This is a genomic window from Sorangium sp. So ce295 (assembly GCF_051527405.1).
Taxonomy (GTDB): domain Bacteria; phylum Myxococcota_A; class Polyangia; order Polyangiales; family Polyangiaceae; genus Sorangium; species Sorangium cellulosum_B.
In genome coordinates this window covers 8,427,315-8,447,309 of sequence record NZ_CP150324.1, presented here as the reverse complement: position 1 = coordinate 8,447,309, position 19,995 = coordinate 8,427,315, and the positions used below count along the sequence as shown (strand labels likewise).

At 71.9% G+C, this 19,995-nt stretch carries 17 protein-coding genes; 5 read left to right on the top strand and 12 right to left on the bottom strand.

The features are described 5' to 3' along the window. Positions 1–47: 47 nt before the first annotated feature. The 4 genes from WMF11_RS31795 to WMF11_RS31780 all read right to left on the bottom strand — a co-directional run bounded on the left by WMF11_RS31795 (position 48) and on the right by WMF11_RS31780 (position 4,034). Positions 48–1,103, bottom strand: a complete 1,056-nt coding sequence (locus tag WMF11_RS31795; RefSeq protein WP_437902987.1) for a hypothetical protein — start codon at positions 1,101–1,103, stop codon at positions 48–50. Positions 1,104–1,324: 221 nt separating this feature from the next. Beyond that, the gene (locus WMF11_RS31790; RefSeq protein WP_437973420.1) at positions 1,325–2,941 is read right to left on the bottom strand and encodes a protein kinase domain-containing protein; all 1,617 of its coding nucleotides are present in this window, start codon (positions 2,939–2,941) and stop codon (positions 1,325–1,327) included. A gap of 31 nt (positions 2,942–2,972) precedes the next feature. Beyond that, entirely contained in the window at positions 2,973–3,119 is a 147-nt protein-coding gene (locus WMF11_RS31785) for a hypothetical protein (protein WP_437973419.1), read from the bottom strand. Positions 3,120–3,236: 117 nt separating this feature from the next. Next, the gene (locus WMF11_RS31780; protein WP_437973418.1) at positions 3,237–4,034 is read right to left on the bottom strand and encodes a formylglycine-generating enzyme family protein; all 798 of its coding nucleotides are present in this window, start codon (positions 4,032–4,034) and stop codon (positions 3,237–3,239) included. 580 nt (positions 4,035–4,614) lie between these two features. On the opposite strand from WMF11_RS31780, the gene WMF11_RS31775 reads away from it, so the two are divergent. From WMF11_RS31775 to WMF11_RS31765, 3 genes are all read left to right on the top strand, one after another. Continuing rightward, a complete protein-coding gene (locus tag WMF11_RS31775) occupies positions 4,615–4,896 on the top strand; it encodes a hypothetical protein (RefSeq protein ID WP_437973417.1) in 282 nt (93 codons plus the stop codon). A gap of 174 nt (positions 4,897–5,070) precedes the next feature. Beyond that, positions 5,071–5,919, top strand: a complete 849-nt coding sequence (locus tag WMF11_RS31770) for a DUF4351 domain-containing protein (protein WP_437973416.1) — start codon at positions 5,071–5,073, stop codon at positions 5,917–5,919. Between the two features lie 665 nt (positions 5,920–6,584). Beyond that, positions 6,585–7,280: a hypothetical protein gene (locus WMF11_RS31765; RefSeq protein WP_437902979.1), complete on the top strand. Its 696-nt coding sequence runs from the start codon at positions 6,585–6,587 to the stop codon at positions 7,278–7,280. A 214-nt stretch (positions 7,281–7,494) separates the two neighbouring features. On the opposite strand, the gene urtE is transcribed toward WMF11_RS31765, so the two are convergent. The 5 genes from urtE to urtA form a co-directional block, all read right to left on the bottom strand. After that, positions 7,495–8,196: an urea ABC transporter ATP-binding subunit UrtE gene (gene urtE / locus WMF11_RS31760; protein WP_437708725.1), complete on the bottom strand. Its 702-nt coding sequence runs from the start codon at positions 8,194–8,196 to the stop codon at positions 7,495–7,497. A 4-nt stretch (positions 8,197–8,200) separates the two neighbouring features. Continuing rightward, entirely contained in the window at positions 8,201–9,028 is an 828-nt protein-coding gene (gene urtD / locus WMF11_RS31755; RefSeq protein WP_437542486.1) for an urea ABC transporter ATP-binding protein UrtD, read from the bottom strand. A gap of 81 nt (positions 9,029–9,109) precedes the next feature. Further along, complete coding sequence (urtC, locus tag WMF11_RS31750; protein ID WP_437542484.1) at positions 9,110–10,243, bottom strand: urea ABC transporter permease subunit UrtC; 1,134 nt, start codon at positions 10,241–10,243, stop codon at positions 9,110–9,112. Positions 10,244–10,257: 14 nt separating this feature from the next. Continuing rightward, positions 10,258–11,154, bottom strand: coding sequence for an urea ABC transporter permease subunit UrtB (gene urtB / locus WMF11_RS31745; protein WP_437542483.1), 897 nt, complete (start codon positions 11,152–11,154; stop codon positions 10,258–10,260). Positions 11,155–11,281: 127 nt separating this feature from the next. After that, complete coding sequence (gene urtA / locus WMF11_RS31740) at positions 11,282–12,511, bottom strand: urea ABC transporter substrate-binding protein (RefSeq protein WP_437542482.1); 1,230 nt, start codon at positions 12,509–12,511, stop codon at positions 11,282–11,284. Between the two features lie 830 nt (positions 12,512–13,341). On the opposite strand from urtA, the gene WMF11_RS31735 reads away from it, so the two are divergent. Both WMF11_RS31735 and WMF11_RS31730 read left to right on the top strand, forming a co-directional pair. Further along, positions 13,342–14,112 carry a hypothetical protein gene (locus WMF11_RS31735; RefSeq protein ID WP_437902976.1) on the top strand — a complete coding sequence of 257 codons (771 nt, stop codon included), beginning with the start codon at positions 13,342–13,344 and terminating at the stop codon, positions 14,110–14,112. Between the two features lie 491 nt (positions 14,113–14,603). After that, positions 14,604–15,134 carry a hypothetical protein gene (locus tag WMF11_RS31730; RefSeq protein ID WP_437902975.1) on the top strand — a complete coding sequence of 177 codons (531 nt, stop codon included), beginning with the start codon at positions 14,604–14,606 and terminating at the stop codon, positions 15,132–15,134. A gap of 207 nt (positions 15,135–15,341) precedes the next feature. Here the strand turns inward: WMF11_RS31730 and WMF11_RS31725 are convergent, their stop codons facing one another. The 3 genes from WMF11_RS31725 to WMF11_RS31715 are packed head-to-tail and all read right to left on the bottom strand — an operon-like array spanning position 15,342 to position 19,907. Then, complete coding sequence (locus WMF11_RS31725; RefSeq protein ID WP_437973415.1) at positions 15,342–17,147, bottom strand: hypothetical protein; 1,806 nt, start codon at positions 17,145–17,147, stop codon at positions 15,342–15,344. Position 17,148: 1 nt separating this feature from the next. Beyond that, complete coding sequence (locus WMF11_RS31720; RefSeq protein WP_437973414.1) at positions 17,149–18,276, bottom strand: tetratricopeptide repeat protein; 1,128 nt, start codon at positions 18,274–18,276, stop codon at positions 17,149–17,151. 5 nt (positions 18,277–18,281) lie between these two features. Continuing rightward, positions 18,282–19,907 (bottom strand): protein kinase domain-containing protein, encoded by a 1,626-nt coding sequence (locus WMF11_RS31715; protein WP_437973413.1) that lies wholly within the window; start codon positions 19,905–19,907, stop codon positions 18,282–18,284. Between the last annotated feature and the right edge of the window lie 88 nt (positions 19,908–19,995).

Sequence of the window (19,995 nt, the reverse complement as noted above, 5' to 3'; positions counted from 1 at the left end):
CGCCGGTAGCCCCCAGGAATGCTCTTACGAAGGCGCGGTCGTCGGCGTCAGAAGCGCCCTCGCGCGCCGAACACGGCCCCATTGGGCCCTGCCTCCAGCACGCCTGCGCTGATCCACCTCGGGCTCGCGGTGACCGCCGGTGCCGCCGTCTTCGGCTCGGTGAGGTACAGGACGAGCGCCGCCCCGACCCCGGCCAGGCCCACCGCGAACCCGATCGTGCTCACCGTGGCCAGCGTGTTCGCGCTGTTCCCGGCGTCGCGCCCTGTCGTGTCGCATGCCTTCGGGTCCGTGGCCTCGATCCCGCTGCCGCAGTGCTCGTCGATGGTGCCCTTCTCGCCGAGCACGAGCGCGCCGGTGATGCCGCCCAGCACGAGGCCCGCCGCGCCGAGCCCGCCCGTCAGATAGAGAGCCGTTCGGCGGCCTGCGGGAACCTCCGGTGAGGCCGGCGCGGGCGCCGGCACGATCGCCGGTGCCGGGGACCTCGGAGGGGGCGCGGGGGCCTGGGCGGCCGGCGCGTCCTTCAGCGCCAGCGTGAGCTCTTTCGTCTCGCCCGCCGCGATCGTGACGTGTTGTTCCCGGACGGGCGCTCCCGGCGCCTGGATCGACACCCGGTGATCTCCGGGGTCGACGGGCAGCGCGACGCCCAGCGCGGCCTCGCCCAGCACGGAGCCGTCGCGCCGGACCACGGTGCCTGCCGGCGCACCCGGCGGCAAGGAGAGCGCGAGCCTCGGAATCTGGGGCGAGAGCCGGTCGCGCTCCTCCATCGCGAGCTTCGGCCGCTGGCCTTGACGGGCCTGCTCGGCCGGCGTCATCCGATCGAAACGCGCCAGGTAGTCCTTGAAGCGCGCGACCGCCGTGGCGATGCGGCCCCATCGGGCCTCGCAGGACGCCAGCGTGAAGAGCGTGCCGGGCTGAGGGTCGATGCGCTCGCTCTCGGCGAGGGCCTTGCAGCCCGTCTCGTAACGGCCTGCCTGCATGTCGGCGAGCCCCCGCTCGAAGAGCGCCTCGGCGGCGGCGACGTCCTGCGCCGCCGCAGGAGCCGAGAGGGAGAGCACGCCGAGGGCGGCGAGGAGAGGGGCGGAGCGGCGGAGACGAGAAGGCATGCGCTGGCACTCGGCAGGTGAGGAGAGAGCGGGAGACGCGCCGTCACGAGCGCGGCGGGCGGGCGGATTGGAGCACGACGCCGGAGAGGTGGGAAGGAGGGGAAGGAGAGCGGAACGGGGCGCTGAGCCGTGCCTTCATGACGGCGCTTCAACCGCTCGGAGGCAGACGAGGACACGCTCGGCGCGCAGGGGGTGAGCCGGCGCTGCCGCGGAGGTGCAGCTCAATATCGGCCGTACGGGGAGGGAGCGGTGGATGTCGTTTGTTGCGGCGTCGGCGGTTTCTTGTTGCCCGAGGGCGGCCTTTGCCCCGATGCCGATGGCTTGGCCGCGGGCTCCCGTGACTGCGCGCCCGGGCGGAGCGTTATCGGCGCGGGGGCCGCGGAGGCTTGCACCACCGCCCTGGACGGCGCGCGCGGCGCCGTCGCCGAGGGGGGAGGAGGCGTCGCTGCGGCGGTCGGTTCCGGCGCCGTGGGGGCCGGCACGGGCGCCTGCGCGAGGGGCGGCTCGGGCGCGGGCGCGAGGGTCGGCCCGGGCGCTGCCAACGTCGTCTCCGGCGCCGCCGCGGCCGTCGTGATGGCAGCCGCCGCGGCCGTCGTGACGGCAGCCGCCGCGGCCGTCGTGACGGCAGCCGCCGCTGGATCGCCGCCGCGGCTGGCGCGCAGCGCGAGCCAGCCGCCGCCCAGCAGCACGAGGAGCCCCAGCCCCGAAAGCCCCGCGGCGAGCGGGGCGCGGCGCGGTCTCGACGGCAGGGACAGCATGCCGGACACCGCGGCGCCGGTCGAGCTCCCCACGTGCGCCGGACCGGACGAGCGCGCGTCGCGCTCCGGGCCCGCGCTCTTCGCCGCCGCCGGGGCCGGCTCGGCCGTGAAGGGGGCGGGGGCCACCGCTGCGGTGGCGGGGGCGGTTCCGGGCCAGGACGGCGCGCTCGGGAACGTCGCCCGGCTGCCGCCCGCCGGGACGCCGAGCGCCTCGCCGAGGGCCCGCACCGCCTCCGTGGCCCGCTGGAACCGCGCCGCGGGATTGACCGCCGTGGCTCGGGCGAACCACGCGTCGAAGGCCGGCGGCAGCGTCACGCCCATCGAGCGCGCCCGCTGCACCGGCGGCTCCTGCGGCCCGAAGACGGCGATCATCGCGAACGCGAACACGCCGTCGACGCTGCTCGCCTCAGGATCCCAGTACGAGGCGCCCACGAGCAGCGTATAGGCCATCATGCCGAGCGCGAAGACGTCCGCGGCGCCGGTGAGCCTCGCGCGGCCGTGGAACTGCTCGGGGGGCATGTAGAGCGGCGTGCCGAGGCTGCTCGTGGTGCCCGCCGCGGTCGCGCCCTCGGCGACGAGCTTGGCGATGCCGAAGTCGAGGATCTTCACGCGGACCGAGCCGTCCTCGCGCTGCGACAGGAAGAGGTTCGCGGGCTTGAGGTCGCGGTGCACGATGTTCGCCGCGTGGGTACGGTCGAGGGCCAGCGCGGTCTGGTAGAGGTAGGTGACGGCCTCGGCGGGCGGCAGGCGGCCGGCGCGCTTGAGGCGCTCGCCGAGCTCCTCGCCGCGGAGCAGCTCCATGACCAGGAAGGGCATGCCGGTCGCCTCGTCGATGCCCGCGTCGAAGACGTCGACGATGTGCTCGCTCTCGATCTTCGCCGCGATGCGCGCCTCTTGCTTGAAGCGGGCGCGCATCTGCTCGCTCTGGAAGAGGTGAGCGTGCATGACCTTGAGCGCGCGGCGGCGCTCGGTCTCGAGGTGAATCACCTCGTGGACGGCCCCCATCGCGCCGGCGGCGATGAGGCGCTCGACGCGGTAGCGGCGCGCGAAGACCGTCCCCTCCGCAAGGATGACCGACACGAGAGGAGGCTCACGCGCCGGGCGGGCGGCGTCAAGGGGACGGGAGCCGGTACGAGGCCTCGACGAGGTGCTCGGTGACGTCGAGGCAGGCATGGAGAAGGCGGTCACCGACGGTGAAGCGGTGCTCGCGGGGGAACCTGGCGACGCGCGTGGCGACCCAGGCGAGGAGCGATTCCATCCGGGCCGCGATCACCGGCGCTGCTGCCGGGCCGGCGCTCCGCCCCCGGACCCCCGGCTTCCCGCGCTCCGGCTGCCATCGCCCGACATCGGCGGGGATCCTTGCTTGATCAAGGGTTCAAGGATCAAGGGAAGTGATGCGTATGGCAATATTTGTCCCATGTACCGACGGTGTCCTCGCGCACCGGGCCCCGACGCTGTCGCTGCTGCTCGACGGGCCGACGTAGACGCGCGCGGAGGAGAGCAGGTACGACGCACCGTCGCCGAAGCTCCCGCCGCGGAACACCCGGCTCGAGGTAGATGCTAAATTGGCGCAATCATTGCATTCTTGTGAGGCGTACGGGTCCTTGTACCAATCCAAGACCCACTCCCACATGTTCCCGGCCAGGTCCGCCTGTCCCCACCTGCCATCTCCCGGCGACCTCGACCCGACGGCCTGTATGTCGCTGAGCGCGCACGACTGCGGCATGACCCCATCCCCCATGCAGTCATGCACTGCGTACGTGCTGTCGATCGTCGTCGAGCTCGGCGGCTTCGACCACGGATACTCCCGCTGACCGTCTGCTCCTCCCCCTCCCGCTGCCGCGTAGTTCCACTCCGCCTCCGTCGGCAGTCGGCCTCCGTCCCACGCGCAAAACGCGAACGCCACGTACCAGCTCAGGCAGTTCATCGGAAGATGCTCGTTCGCCGCCGCTGCATCCGTCCAGGTCTGGTAGGTCGAGTTGCACTTCACCGCGGTCTTCAATGCCGCAGCATCCGCGGGCAGGCTGCTGTCCCACGCCGCGTCCCACCCGCTCCGTGCGATCAACGGGTGCGCTCCCGCTCCCGTCCCAGGCTTGCTCCCGGGATACGCCGCCACGAACTTCCGGAAGCGACCCACCGTCACCTCGAACCGATCCAGCAGGAATCGGCTCACCGTCGCTGGATACATCGTATCATTGCTTCGGTTGAACGTGCCCCCGGACACCGCCTCCCCCGTCGCGCAACAGCTCTCGTTGCTGCCACGACCGCACGTCTGGGCCAGTCCGGCACAGCTCGGGGGCGTCACGCATGCTCCTCGACTGCAGACGGGCGCCGCCGCACCACACGGCTCCGCGTCCTCCCACGACCCGCGCTCTCCGCACCGCTGCGGGCGATTCTCCTCCGAGCAGCGCACGTCCTCCGGGCCGCACTCCCCGACGCACTTCCCGTCAACGCACGTCTGACCGACGCACTCCTTCCCGGCCGGCGTACACTCCTCCTCGCCTCCAGCTCCCCCGGCGCCTCCCATCCCGCCTCCAGCTCCCCCGGCGCCTCCCATCCCGCCTCCAGCTTCCCCTCCGGCGCCGGCTTCGCCTCCGGTTCCGCTCCCGCCACTGCCTTCTTTCTGGACGTAATATCCGTCCTCCAGCCCCGTCACCAGCGCACAGCCGCCCGCCGTCGCCGCCCACGCCGCCCACAGCCATTTCGCGCCCGTCCTCTTCGCCATGGCTCGTCGTACCGCCGCCGCGCGCCTGATGTCCACCCACGCGCGTCCTTCCCCTCTCGCCCTGCTGCGCCGCCGCACGCTCGACCCGCGCACGCCCGTGCTGGGGCGGCAGGCGGTTTCGAGCGTGACGGACACCGACGCGGCGGCACGACGACCCGAGTTCGCCGTCCTCTCCGCCCTCGTGCACGACGCTGGCGAGCAGGGCGCTGCGATCGCCGCAGCCGTGCCGCCCGCCCTCCGCGACCTCGATGAGGAGAGGGGGCGGCAGGGCGCGCAGACTCACGGCATTACGCGCAGGTCGCCATCATGATGTCTCTGTTTCTGCTGCTCAACGTCGATATTTCGAGTGCGCTCCTCCCGGAGCGCTGATATCAACTCCTCCGCGCGCCATCGGGATACGGTTTGCGAAGCGAGACCTTCGCCGGCGAGACCCCCGCGCGCTTCCGGCACTCAAGCACCTGCGAGCCGACGCACGATGCCGTCCATGGACCACGAGATCCTCGTCGATCTCTTCAAGAACCGCCCGTCGCTCGCCGCTGAGCTCCTCGTCGAGGTGCTGGGCGTCCCGCTGCCGCCACATTCCGGAGCGCGCACCACCTCGATCGATCTCAGCCAGATCCAGCCTGCCGAGTACCGCGCCGACGTCGTCGTCCTCTTGCTCGGCGACGAACTCCCCGTCTCGGTGCTCATCGTCGAGGTCCAGCTCGCCATCGATCCTCGAAAGCGATTCACCTGGCCCGAGTACACCATGGGCGCGCGCGCCATTCACCGGTGCCCGGCCGGCCTGCTCGTCGTGGCTCCCGACCCCGACGTCGCCGCCTGGTGCGCACAGCCCATCGAGACCGGCATTCCTGGCTTCGTCCTGCGACCGCCCGTGCTGGGGCATGAGGCGGTTCCGATCGTGACGGACAAGGCCGAGGCGGCCCGACGCCCCGAGCTGGGCGTGCTCTCCGCCCTCGCGCACGGCGCGGGCGAGCAGGGCGCGAACATCGCCGCCGCCGTCCTGCCCGCCATCCGCGAGCTCGACGAGGACAGGGCCAGGTTCTACGGCGATCTCGTGCTAAATTCCCTGGACGATACGGCCCGGCGGGCCCTGGAGGCGATGGTGAAGGGCTACGAATACCAGAGCGATTTCGCCAAGAAGTACGTCGCGCAGGGACGCCACGAAGGAGAGCGTGCCATCCTGCTGCGGCTCTTGCGCGCTCGTTTCGGCGAGCTGCCGGAAGCCGCCGTCACCCGGGTCGAGGGGGCCGAGATCGCCGTGCTCGAGCAGTGGGCCGAGCGGGTGCTCAGCGCGAAGACCCTCGCCGAAGTGCTCGACGAGCCGAGCTGAGGACCGCTGCTGGGGAGATCGCCCGACAAGGCGATGGGGCCGGCGCGCCGTCTCGGTCCAGGGGAGCGAGCGGCGCGCCGCGAGGGCCGAGCGTGTGGCGCGTAGCGATCGCCCTGTCGGGTGGCGACGGCGTCCTCGCGCACCGGACCCCGACGCCGTTTGCATGATCCGATGGGATCCCGCAGCTGAGAACGGACGAGAGCAGGGACGGCACACCGAGGCTGCTGCGCAGTGCCTTGGCCGGCTCGACGGCGTGCGCCTCATCGAGGCCTACCGTCGCGCTGCTCTCGGGCGCTGTCGCTCCGCGGCCGCTCCGACCGAGCGTGACGTGTGGTCCGCGGCGCCGGGGTCAGGTCACCCGCTCTCACGCTCTTGCGCACAGGCTTGCGAATTCATCTCTCTTTATCTGCCGTGCAGATCGCTTATTTGAAGTGCGTCGCCGTCGGTGAGTTGATATCAAGACCGCCGTGGGCAAGCTTGACGGGTTCGCGAAGCTGACCTTCGCCGAGGACACGCCGCGCGTCACCGACGGCTCCGCCGCATGGCATCGGCCGCCCGAGGTGCGACTCGAGCGCGTTCAGGCCGACGGTTACCTCCGTGTGCTGCGGCCTGACGGCCTCGCTCGTCTCGCCGCGCCCTGGCCGGCGGCGTGCGACCATGACGAGGTGCTCGTCGAGATCAAGATGGCCGGCGACCACGTGGACATCGGGGAGATCAAGCGCGCGACGCTGCGCAGGCTGGCGCGCGAGATCGAGCGCATCTACGCGTGCGAGCCGCTCTGGATGGGCGAAGAGCCCCTCTGGGTCGTCGCTCCCCGCTTGCCGTCGTGGCTGTACGTTGCGCGGGCGCCGGAGCGGTTCTCTCCTGGCTGCTACCGCGTCGGGCCGTCGCCGTTTCAGTTTCTCTGGATCGCCGCCAACGAGCTACCGCTGCGCGACGAGCTCGTGCCGTTCCTGGTGGCTCGCTCCGGACAGGCCCTTGACGAGTTCGCCCGGTGGGTGGCACCGCGGCGGGAGGTGGAATGGGTGATCTCTATGCTAGAATACCTGCCGATGTCACAGTACACCCGCGAGGACTTGCTGCGGCGGTTCGATCGCTCCGACGACCCGGAGATCGAGGCGCGCAGGCAACAAATTCTCCAGGCCCTGCTCGCCCAGAGTCCGGAGGTCGAGCAGCAGCTCATCGAGAAAGGCCAGGTCACCGCTGCGCGCTTGGCGCTGCGCACGGTGCTGGCGCAGCGCGGACTTGCGCTCAGCCAGCCGATCGAGGCTCGGATTGACGCATGCTCGGAGCTGGCCACGCTCAATCGATGGCTCTGCCAGGCGGTGACGGCGACGAGCGCAGAGGACGCGCTGCTGTAGACCTGTTTACTTCAACCGTAGGCCCCGGCAGGAGGTGTTTGCGGCGTGGCGCCGGGCGGGGGACGGGCCGATGTTCGAGCCCAATTGACGTCCTCTCATCGCTGCGCGCAGCGCGTCGGTGAGAGGACGTCTCATGCGAGTTCGGCGGGGCCCCCACCCGGCGCCACGCCGCGAACACCCCCTGCCAGGGCCGGGCAGCCGCCGCGGGGCCTCCTCACACCGCCAGAAACTCCCTCGCGATCTCGTCGTCGAACTCCGCCACGCTTCCCCGGCGCACGATCCCCCCGTTATCCATGATGAGGTACTCGCTCGCCGTCGAGAGCGCGAAGTCCAGGAACTGCTCCACGAGCAAGATCGCCATATCCCCCTTCTTCCCGAGCCCCTTGATCACCTCCCCGATCTCCTGCATGATCGACGGCTGGATCCCCTCCGTCGGTTCATCCAGCAAGAGCAGCTTCGGCTTCCTCAGCAGCACCCGCGCGAGGGAGAGCTGCTGTTGCTGCCCGCCGCTCAGCGTCCCGGCCGCCCGCGCGTGAAACTTCTTGAGGATGGGGAACATCTCCATCATCTCTTCCAGCGCAGCGGGGCTAGGCGTCGAATCGCTCTTCGCCTCGAAGCCCATGAGCAGGTTCTCTCGCACCGTCAGGTACGGGAAGATCCCTCGCCCCTGCGGCACATAGCCTATCCCCGCGCGCGCCCTGTCGCTCGGCGACCTCGCCGTGAGGTCCGCCCCGTCGAGCGTCACCTTGCCGCGCCGCGGCTTCAGCACGCCCATGATCGCCTTGAGCAACGTCGTCTTGCCGACCCCGTTGCGGCCCAGCAGGCACGACACCCGCCCTGGCGCGACGTCCAGGCTGACCTGCGACAGGATGCAGCTCTCCTCGTAATAGACCGCGAGATCCTCGACAACCAGCATGCTGCTACCGCTCCTCCGCCTGAGCCTCGGCCGGCGCCTTGGCCCCGCCGCGCGCGTGCCCCGCGTCGTGCGCCCGCCCGAGATAGACCTCGATCACCTGCGCGTTGCCCTGGACCTCCTCGACCGGCCCCTCGCACAGCCGCCTGCCGGCGTGCAGCACCGTCACCGTGCTCGCGTAGCGCCGCACGAACTCCATGTCGTGCTCCACCACCAGCACCGACCGCTGCTTCGCGATCTCCTGGACGAGCTCCCCCGTGCGGTCGCGCTCGCGCCGGGTCATCCCCGCCACCGGCTCGTCGAGCAGCAGCAGCTTCGGCTGCTGCACGAGCAGCATGCCGATCTCCAGCCATTGCCGCTCCCCGTGCGCGAGCACCGCGGCCCGCACGTCCGCGCGCCGCCGGAGCCCGACCCGATCGAGCGTCTCGGCGATCTCCCTCTCTTGCGGCGCCGACAGCCCCCGGAGCAGCCCCGGCGCGCTCTCCCGGAAGCCCATCGCCGCCTCCAGGTTCTCGAGCACCGTGAGGCTGCCGAACACCGCCGGCGTCTGGAACTTCCGCCCGATCCCGAGCCGCACGAGGGCGTGCTCCGGCAGGCGATTCACCTCCACGGCCTCCCGTCCGGACTCCCCACCTCCGTGGAACACCACCCGTCCGCTCGACGGCTTCGTCTTGCCGGTCAGGATGTCGAGCAGCGTCGTCTTCCCCGCGCCGTTCGGCCCGATCAGGAACCGGAGCTCCCCGCGCTGGATGGAAAAGTCGAGCTCGTCCAGCACCTTGAAGCCGTCGAAGCTCACCGTCACCCGCTGGACCTCGACGATGTTGCCGCGGCTCATCGCGCTGCTCCTCTCCTCGTTTCCGCGTTCGTTTCCGCGCTCGTTTCCGTGCTCGCTTCCGCTCATCTCCGCGCCTCCCCCTCAGCGACCGGTCGTCGCCGGCGCCTCTGGGCCCGCCGCCGGGTCGACCTCATCCCCGCTCGCCGGCCCCGCCGCGCCGCCCGTGTCGCGGCGCGAGAGCTTCGCGGCGTGCCGCTGCAGGAAGCCCGAGACGCCCTTCGGGAGCAGCATGACCGACGCCGCGAAGAGCGCGCCGAAGCCGAGCTGCCACACCTCGGGGTACGACTCGCTCAGCGCGCTCTTGCCCAGGCTGACAAGGATCGCCCCGACGACCGCGCCGATCAGCGTGCCGCGCCCGCCGACAGCCACCCAGGTCACCATCTCGACCGACGGGATCACGCCCATCGAGGAGGGCGAGATGAGGCCGACCTGGCAGACGAACAGCGCGCCCGCGATGCCCGCCATGCCCGCCGACAGCGCGAACACCAGCGTCTTCAGCGTGACCGGGTTGTAGCCGAGGAAGCGCACCCGGTTCTCGTCGTCCCGCATCGCCACGAGCAGGCGCCCGAAGCGCGACTGGGTGAGCTTCCGGCACAGGAGATAGAGCGCCCCGAGGCAGAAGAGCGTCACGAAATAGAGCACCGTCTGCGTCCCGGTCGCCCCCCGCGCGAAGCCGAAGATCGTCTTCAGGTTCGTGATCCCGTTCGTGCCGCCCGTCACCGCTTGCTGGCCGATGAAGAGGATCGACGCGATCAGCGTCAGCCCCTGGGTGATCAGCGAGAAATACACCCCCTGGACGCGGCTCCGGAAGACGAGATAACCCACCGCCGACGCGATCGCCATCGGCAGGAGGACGACGGCGCAGAGGGCCACGACCGGCGAGCGGAACGGCTCCCAGAAGATCGGCAGCGCCTCGAGGCCGCTCCAGCTCATGAAATCGGGCAGGCGCGAGCCGGACGTCTCCAGCTTCAGGTACATCGCCATCGCGTAGCCGCCGAGGCCGAAGAAGAGCCCCTGCCCGAGGCTCAGCATCCCGCCGTAGCCCCAGATGAGATCGAGCCCCAGGGCGACGATGGCGTACGTGAGGAACTTGCCGAGCAGGTTCAGGCGGAAATCGGAGAGCACGAGCGGCGCGACGAGGAGCGGCAGCGCCACGGCGAGCGGCGCTCCCCAGGTCCAGACGAAATTGCGAAGGGCAGAGTCTCGAGGGGCCATGTCCGTGTCCTCTCCTATCGTGTGCGCAGGGCGAGCAGGCCTGTCGGACGCCACTGCAAGAAGGCGATCACCAGCGCGAACACGAGCGCCTTGCCGAGCGACGCCGTCGTCGAGAGCTCGAGCAGCGTGTTCGCGACGCCGATCACGAGCGCGGCCACCACCGTGCCAGGCAGCCGCCCGAGGCCCCCGAGGATGACCACCATGAAGGCGTCGACGATGTAGTTCGTCCCGAGCGACGGCCCGATCGAGCCGAGCTGCGTCAGCGCGCACCCCGCGATCCCGGCGAGCCCGGCGCCGAGCGCGAACGTCGCGGCGTCGACCCGGCGCGCGCGGACGCCGAGGCACGAGGCCATCTCGCGGTTCTGCATGACGGCCCGCAGCCGCCTGCCGCCCGCGGAGCGGTGCAGGTACGTGTAGACCGCGGCGATGCACGCGATCACGAGCGCGATGAGGAAGACCCGCTTGTAAGGCAGCTGCGTCCCGCCCGAGAGCGCCACGCCGCCGCTCAGCCACGAGGGGCTCGAGACCTGCACGTTGGACGCGCCGAACAAGCTCCGCGCGGCCTGCTGCAGCACGAGCCCGACACCCCACGTGGCGAGCAGCGTGTCGAGCGGCCTGCCGTAGAGGAAGCGAACGATCGTGAGCTCGAGCACGAGCCCGAGCACGCCCGCCACGAGGAACGAGGCCGGCAGCGCGAGCAGGAACCAGAGCCCAGCCTCGGTCCCCCCGACGAGCGGCGCGACGTGGTGCCCGATGACGTACGTCGTGTAGGCCCCCGCCATGATGAACTCGCCGTGGGCCATGTTGATCACGTTCATGAGCCCGAAGGAGAACGCGAGCCCCATCGAGATGAGCAGGAGGATCGAGCCCAGGCTCAGGCCATTGAAGGCGTGGAGGAGAACTTCGTTCATTCTAGAGCACCCAACCGATCGAGACGCCGCGCACAGTGAGGTTCGGGCCGCGGAGGCGCGGAGGGCGTCCTGACGAGCGCCCGCGCCCTCCGCGGCTCCGTGATCCGGGCTTCGGGCTCGCGGCCCGCTACTTCGCGGCCAGCTCCTTCGCCCAGGGGTACGCGCTCAGGTACGGATCCGGCTGGACCGGCTTGCCCGAGCTCCACACCTCGTCGATGAGGCCGTCCTTCCGGACCGCGCCGATGCGGACCGTCTTCCAGGTGTGCTGGTTCTTCCCGTCGAGCCGGACCAGGCCCTCGGGCGCGTTGTACTCGATGCCTCCGGCCTTCACGGCCTCCTTCACCTTGGCGACCTCGGTCGACTTCGCCTTCTCGACGGCCATCTTCCACAGGTAGACCCCGAAGTAGCCCGCCTCGATGGGGTCGTCCGTGACGCGCGCGGCGCCGTATTTGGCCTTGTACGCGTCGACGAACTTCTTGTTCTCGGGGGTGTCCGTGGTCTGGTAGTAGTTCCACGAGACGAGGTGTCCGGCGATGTTCTCGGCGCCGATGCCGCGCACCTCCTCCTCGGCGACGCTCACCGAGAGGACCGGCAGCTTGTCGGCGGTGTAGCCGGCGTCCTTGAACTGCTTGAAGAACGCCACGTTGCTGTCGCCGTTCAGCGTGTTGAAGATCGCGTCGGGCTTGGCCGCGCTGATCTTGCTGATGATCGTGCTGACCTCGGTCCCGCCGAGGGGCAGGTACTCCTCGCCGGCGAGCTCTCCGCCCTTCGCCGCGAGCTGAGCCTTGATGATCTTGTTGGCCGTGCGCGGAAAGACGTAGTCGGAGCCGAGCAGGTAAATGCGCTTTTTGCCCTTCTCGAGCAGGTAGTCGACCGCGGGGACGATCTGCTGGCTCGGCTCGGCGCCGGTGTAGAAGATGTTGGGCGACTGCTCCAGCCCCTCGTACTGGACCGGGTAGAAGAGCAGGCCGTTCAGCTCCTCGAACGAGGGCAGCATCGCCTTGCGGCTGGCGCTGGTCCAGCCGCCGAACACGACCGCCACGGCGTCCTGCTGCACGAGCTTCCTGGCCTTCTCGTTGAACGTGGGCCAGTCGCTGGCGCCGTCCTCGACCACGGGCACGAGCTGCTTGCCGAGCACGCCGCCCGCCTTGTTGATCTCCTCGATGGCGAGCAGCGTCGCGTCCTTCACGGCCACCTCGCTGATCGACATGGTGCCGCTCAGCGAGTGGAGCACGCCGACCTTGATGGATCCGCTGTCCGAGGCGGGCGCCCCGGGCGCCGCAGCCCCGGGCGCGGGAGCCTCGTCGTTCGCCTTGCCGCAGGCAGAGAGCAGGGCCGCGCCGGCGAGCGCCGCCATCGCGACGCAGAGCGTACGACGCCGAGAGGTGCCCGCCGCCGGCCGATCCTCAACGTCCAACCCAGACGTGTACATATTCAACGCATCCTCCTTGGGTGCCGAGGGCGCGTCCAATGCCCTGCATCGACGCGGCGCGGCGATTCGACTGCACAAGAGCCGTTGGGAGTTCGGGAGCCGGCCAGTGAAGACTCCCGGCTGGACACACCCGATGGCCGCCCTGCACAGCAGAACGCGGTCCCCGGACAAGGGCCAGCCACACGACGTCGTGGTGAAAGGCCTTATGCCGAGTGCCATGTTTCGTCGAGGTTTCGTCGACGTGAAATGTCGCCCGGCCGGCAGGCGCCGTGCGTTTTCCGCAGGCCGTTTGGATTTCTGACCACAAAGCGCGTCGAGCGATCCATCGTTGTTCTCGTTCCGCTCGAGTTTTCGCCCCGGTTACGGCTCCGGTGTGATGCACCGCACGCCGGGCGCGGAGCGCGGAGCGCGGGGTGTCGAGCGTGGGGCGCCGTTGGGCGCGCGCGCACGCGCGACCTCGCCCGGCGTCGTCACGCCCGATGTCGCTTGAGCCACGGTGTGGGGCGCTCTGGCCGCTGCGCGCACGAGAGCTGCGAGCTCCGGCGCCGTGGCGAGCAGTTGCGAGCTATGGCGAGCTATGGCGAGCTACGGCGAGCTACGGCGAGCTACGGCGAGCTACGGCGAGCTACGGCGACCAGGTGCGCTCTCCAGTGCAGTAAAAAACTTGTATCAAGAGCGGTAAATGGCGGGTACACTGATAGATGCTGTCTGCGCCCTGTGCTCGGTCGACACGGAGGGCAGGCGGGGTGGAGCCTATGAGAAGCACGAATCACTTGCCCGGCGAGACGGATGGCCGATCCACGAGCGGCGGGGCGGCGCCGGACGGCGTCGCAGCCGGGCCGCGGGACGAGAACTCGGTGGTGATCTCCCTGAGCGCGCTGCTCGCGGTGGAGAAGGACGCCTCCACCAAGAGCGGCGCGCGGGCCGATCGCGGCGCGAGGAGCTCCGGGATGGAGGATGGCCGCGGGTCCGCCGCAGGCGACGGAGAGCGCAGCAGCTACCTGGAGATCTTTCCGTTCGGCGTGCCTTCCGAGCTGCCGGCGTTCAGGCCGCCCGATCTCACGCCCGTGCCCTCCGAGGTCCCGATCGATCTGCGCCCGCCGCGCGCCCGGCGGGCAGCGGGCGTTCGCTACGGAATCGCGGGCGCCCTCGGGGCGGCGGTCGTCGCCAGCGCTGTGTGGCTCGGCGCCCCGCGCGAGACGCTCCAGGCGGCTGCGCAGCCCGGCGTGCGGCACGCGGCGAGCGCGGCGCTGGCGCAGCTGCCGAAGGTGGAGGCAAAGGCCGCGGCCGCGCCCGCCGAGGCGCCTCCGGCCAAGAAGAAGAAGGGCGACAAGACGCGCGAGCGCGGGGCGAAGGCCCCAGCCGCCCCCGCTGCCGGGGGAAAGGCGCCGGCGAAGCGCGCCGCGGAGAGCAGTGGACCGGCGACCGCCGCGCCGCCGGCGAGCCCGGGCGGCGCGCGTACAGCGGGCGACCCCTGCAAAGGCGACCTCGACTGCGCCATGCGGCGCGCCGCGGGCGGCTCGTAACACCGCCCGCGCGAGCAAAAGGGCCGAGAGCTCGCCGCCGCTCCATCGAGATCTCGATCGTTCGGAGCGCGACAGACCACCAGCGAGCTCTGGTGGGCGCCTCCTGTCTCACTTCTGCCGTTGAGGTCGCCCGCGTGCCCAGCGCGTTCCCCTGGAGCAGGTTATCCACGCGGAGCCGCTTGATCTCCCGCACCTGCCCTGTGCTAGGGTCTGCTCCTGTTGCATAAAACTGCTGACAACCGATCTGTCCCGGCGGATTGCGCGCACATTGTGCAGAGACATGCGTGCTCCTCGCGCGACCGCTTGGGGCGCAGAGGCGCAGCTGTAGGCACGAAGCAGATACCATCACGTAAAATTCTGGTGTAGGAACAGCGCCCGGCGCCGACGGTGGCGTTGAAGTGCACAGGAAGCGTGGTCCGGCGACGTCGCTCGACGTGTAGTGCCGAGTTACGAGCCGCGCGGCGCGACCCTACTCGTCTGGAGGTGGATTCATGAAAGCTTTTGGTTTCGCAGCGATCCTGATCAGCGTGGGTATGATGGCGGCCTGTACGGTCAAGAGCGGTGATGGCGACACGAGCGGCGACGGCGGCTCTGGCGGCTCGGGCTCGACGACCACCACGTCGTCGACCTCCACGGGCGAGGGCGGATCAGGCGGCACGGGCGAGGGCGGCTCGGGCACGGGCGGGGCCGAGGAGTGCTCCGACGCCGGGACCGAGGACGAGTGCTTGGACTGCTGTGATGAGACGTACGCGGAAGGGCTGGATGCCCTCGGGATTCACGGGTTCCAGCAGTGCGGTTGCGCGGCTGACGCCACGTGCGCCAGCGTGTGCGATACCACCGACGCCACGAGCGACGTCTGCAACGATGACGGCAGCATCAACACGGAGGCGAACAACCCCGACTGCCTGGAGTGCCTGAATGGCCTCGCCGATGACGATGCTTGCATCGAGGCCGCCGCGGCCGCCTGCGAAGACGATGCGACGTGCCTCCCGTACCTCGAGTGCCTGGGCACCTGCCAGTGATGGCTCTCGGGCGATGGGCCGGCGTCGTGCGCCATCGATCCTGAGGTGATCCGAGCCGGCCGGGCGGGACAGGCGATCTCGACGAGATCGCCTGTCCTGTTTTGTCCCGTACCGTCCTGCCGGCGACCCTCGGGGTCGCGCGCGTCGAGCAGCCCCCTGCGATGAGCGGTCCTGCCGGACGCGAACCTGCCAGGGATCGCCGGCGCCCTACGGCGAGAGCCTCACCACCAGGATGTCGGACCAGGACGCCTCCGCCGTGGCGCCGTCGAGGTCCACGCTGCCCTCCACGGTCCCGGCGAGCAGGACGTGGCCGCGGTCCACGAACGACGCGACCCCCGCCGCGGACCGGCGCCCGCCGCTGCTCCCGGCGCCCGGGCCGAGCCGCTTGCTCCAGACGTGGCGCCCCCTGGCGTCGAACCGCGCCACGACGATGTCGCTGCCGCCGCCGTCGAGCGGCCCTCCGCCGAGGTGGGTCGGGCCATCGACGTCGCCCGCCAGGACGAGCCCGCCGTCCGCCTCGAGCGCGAGGCGCGGCGGACGCTCCGCGGGGTAAGCCCGGCTGAAGCGGTGCTCTCGCGCAGGCCCGAGCTCGGCCACGAACGCCGACATCCCCTCCGAGAACAGCTCGCCGCCGCCCAGATCGAGGATCCCGTCGAAGGTCCCGCTCAGCGCGATCTCGCCGTCCGGCCCGATCTCGATGTCGCCGCCGCGCTGCTGGCGGCCGTCTCCGAAGGCCAGCGACGCGATGTGCTCGCCGCCCTCGTCGAGCTTGGCCAGGAACACGTCGCTCATCCCCCTGGACAGGAGCCGGGGCGCGTCGTCGCCGAGCTGGAGCTCGCCTTCGAAGGTCCCTGTCATGACCACTTCCCCGCGCGGGTCCACCGCCACACCGGTCGGCTCCTGGTTCCCCGCGCCGCGGAACTCCCGCCTCCAGAGCAGCTCGCCCGACGTGTCGAGCTTGGCCACCGCCACGTCCGTCCCGCCGGGATCCATCAGCGTCGAGACGACCACGAACTCGCCCCGCGCCGAGACCGCGATGTCCTGCGGCCTGCCGAGGAGCACCGCGCTCCACTGTGGCTCGCCCCAGTCGTCCAGCTTGATCACGAACCCCAGCGGCGCGTCGGCCGTGAGCCCCAGGTCGTCCATCTTCCCCACGAGCTCGCCCGTGATCGCGACATTGCCCTCGGTGTCCACCGCGAGCGCCTGGAGCGAGCCTCGCCCCTCGGTGACGAGCTGGCGCACCCACGCCACGGTGCCGTCCGGATCGAGCCACGCGACGAAGACGTCCTGCTCGGCGCTCGTCGAGAGCTGCCCCGCGCCGAGATCGAGGGAGCCCGCGAACTCGCCGCCCAGGATCGCGGAGCCCCCGGGGCCCGCCGCGAGCGCGCGCGCCCGCTCCTGGCCCGCGCCGCCGAGGAGGGCGTCGAGCGGTCCGCCGGGGAGCACCGCGCCGCAGTCCCATCCGCCGTTGCAGTCCTCGTCGGCCGGCGTGCTGCAGTCCTCGACCCGCGGCGTGACCTCGCCGGCGCAGGCGCCCCACCGGCTGTCGAGCCCGCATGTCCGCCGTCCGGCGCGGCACGCGCCGACGCCCACGGTGCCCGGCGGTCCTCCGTACGGGCACGTCTCGACGGTCCCGGGGGCGCAGGCGCAGACGGCGCTGCCGCCGTCGGCCGCGGGATCCTCGGGCCGGCCGCCGTCGCCGTCCGCCTCGTCGATCGCGCCGTCGCAGTCGTCGTCGGCCGCGTTGCCGCAGCGCTCCGGCGCAGGCGTCACCTCGCCCTCGCAGGGGCCGTAGCCGTCGCCGGCGGCGTTGCACCGCATGAGGCCGGTCTGGCAGGCGCCGACCCCCTCGGTCGACGGCGGCCCGCTGTAGCAGGCGATGGTCGAGAGCGGCGGGCAGCCGTCCTCCACGAGGATGCCGTCCTCGAGCCCGAGCAGCGCGTTGCAGCCGGCGCAGCCGAGCGCCACGAGGGTGAACCGCAGGCCGAGCCCGGCCGAGCCGCGCGCGCCCACGTCAGTAACTCCCGCCCACGACGAGGGAGAACCCGCCGGGGCCGGCGGCGGCCGCGGCCGTGGCGCGGCGCGAGGGCGGGCCGGCGGCGCTGGGCGGGGCCGTCCAGAGGAGCAGGCCGGCCGCGAGCAGCGCGGCGGTGCCGGTCGAGAACGCGATCGTCGAGGCGGTGCCGGCCTCCTGCGCGTCCTCGCGCAGCGAGACCCCGACGGCGTCGCAGCGGCTCCGCGCGTCGCAGTGGCCGCGGTTCGAGGCGTCCCTGCGGGCGATCGCCTCGGCGCCGAACACGGCGCCAAGGCCGAGCCCGACGAGGCCGGCGCCGCCGGTCGCGAGCGCGATCACGCGCTGCGCGCGCCCTGCGCCGGCGCCGGCTACGCGGTCGTCGATCGGCAGGACGGGAGGCGCCTGCGTCGTCTGGCCTTTCGGCGCGGCGGCGAGCGCGCGCGGGGGCGGCTCTTGCGCCAGGAGGAGGGGCACGTCGATGACGACGCCCGCGCCGTCGGGCGGGACGACGTGCTCGACCGACCAGCGCTTCCTGCCGGGCGCCTGCGCCTCGATCGTGTGCGTCCCCGGGTCGACCGGGAGCGGCTGTCCCCACTGGGAAGGCAGGAGCAGCACGCCGTTGCGGCGGATCTCGAGCCCCGGCGCGGCGCTCCCGGGGGGCACGGCGATCGCCATCCGCGAGAGCCGCGGCTCGAGCGCGGCCGCGAGCGCGGCCGCGCGCGCGGCGCGGGGGTCTCCCGCGCTCTTCGCGATGGCCGCGGTCTCGCTGAAGACGTTCCAGGCGCCCGCGGTCCTGCCTGTGCGGGCGAGGCACTCGCCGAGCCGCAGGAGGAGGTTGAGGGCGGTCGGATCGAGCGTCCGGCCCTGCTCGAGCATGGCACACGCCTCGGCGATGCGGCCCGCCTCGAGCAGGCGCGTCGCGGCCTGGTAGAGCGCGAGCACCTGCTCCTTGTGTCCGCCCGACGGCCCCGGGTTGGGTCTGGGCTGCTCCAGGGGGGGCTGCGCCGGACCGGGCTCGCCGGCCTGGCCGCTCGCCGGCGCGAGCGACAGCGACAGGGCCGCGAGGGCAGAAGCGAGCCCGCGCGGGCGCGAGCAGCAGGGGATCTTCGGCAGGGCTCCTCGGGGCATGGCGATCACCACGGGCTGTCCGGCGCGCCCGCCGGCGTCGCGGCTTCAGCGCCGCCGCCGGGCGTCGCCGCGAGGGACGGCGCGCCTGCCGCCGCGCCCCGGGCGGGCGCCGGCGCATCCGCCGCCGTCCGCACCGCGGCGCCCGCGGCGGGCGCCGCTGAGGACCCGGACGCGTGCACCCGGCGCGCCGGCGCGCGCTGCGGACCCCCCACGTTCGCCCGCGCGGGCGGCGCGGCCCCCGTGGACAGGACGGCGCCGGCTCCGCTGCGCGCGGCCGGGCGCGCGCCTCTGGCGTCCGCCTGGGGCGCGTCGCACGCGCTGGCAGCGCCGTCGCCGTCGTGCAGCGCACCTTCGGCCGCGTCATCGGGCCCCTGGAACGACCGGGCTGCCACAGCGTTCCCCTTCGGCTCCGCGGCGAGCCCCTGCGGCACCTGCGCGAGGTGCTGGGCGCCGGCGCCGTCGGCCCAGGTCAATCCCGCTGCCCGCGGCCATCCGGGCGACACGAGGATCGCGGCCAGCGTGGCGCTCGCGGAGACCGCGCCGGCCGTGGCCGCCAGCCAGGTTCGCCTGGGGCGGCGGCCCTCGCGCCTCGTCTCGGCCGGCCCGGAGGCCGTCGTGGGCGGCCGAACGGAGGCCGCGGCCGGCCGAGCGGCGGTCGCGGGCGGCCGCGCGGCGGTCGTGGGCGGCCCGTCGTCCAGCCACGTGAACGTCGGTTGGCTCCGGTGCACCCCCGTGGGCAGCGTCGCGTCGGGCGCTCCGCGCATCGCGAACGGCGCGAGCGCGGCGGCGAGCTCGCGGGCCGAGGCCGGGCGGCGCGTCCGGTCCTTCTCGAGGCAGCGCATCACGATCTCCTCGAACCCCTCGGGCAGATCGGCGCACGCGCTCCGGAGCGGCCGGGGCGCCTTCTCCGACACGACCAGCACGAACTGCTCCAGCGTCTCCGCGCCGAACGGCAGCGTGCCGCTCACGAGCTGGTAGAGAACGACCCCGAGCGCCCACAGATCCGCGCGCAGATCGATGTCCTTGGGCGTCAGCATCTGCTCTGGCGCCATGTAGCGGCGGGACCCCATGACCGACCGCGCCGTCGTCATCTCGAGCCCGTCGTGCTCCGGCTTCGCGCTCATGAACTTCGCGACGCCGAAGTCGAGGACCTTGAGGAGCGGCGTGCCGTCGGTCCGGTACGTCAGGAACAGGTTCGCGGGCTTGAGGTCCCGGTGCACCATCCCGAGCGCGTGCGCCTCCGTCAGGGCAACGCAGGCCTGACGGACGTACTCCGCCGCCTCGTCGACCGGCAGCCGCCCGCGGCGCTCCAGGATCGAGCGGAGATCGTTGCCCGACAGGTGCTCCATCACGATGTACGGCACCGGCAGCGCCATCCCCGGCCTCGGGGCGAGCGCGCCCAGGTCGTAGATCCGCGGCACGTGCTCCGTCTTCATCCGGAACATCCCGCGCGCCTCGCGCTGGAACCGCCTCAGCAGCGCCGCGTTGCCGCAGTGCTCCGGCCGCATGAATTTGACGGCCACCAGCTCGCCCAGCGACAGGTGCCGCGCCGCGACGACCGCCCCCATCCCGCCGATGCCGAGAGGCCGCTCGACCCGGTAGCGGTCTGCGATGACCTCGCCGCAGTGCACGGGCACCACTCCCTCTTCATCGCTCACCACGCGCCCCCCCACTCCGTCGCTCTGAGATTGCAGACCGGCCAGCCACGATCTCGGACCG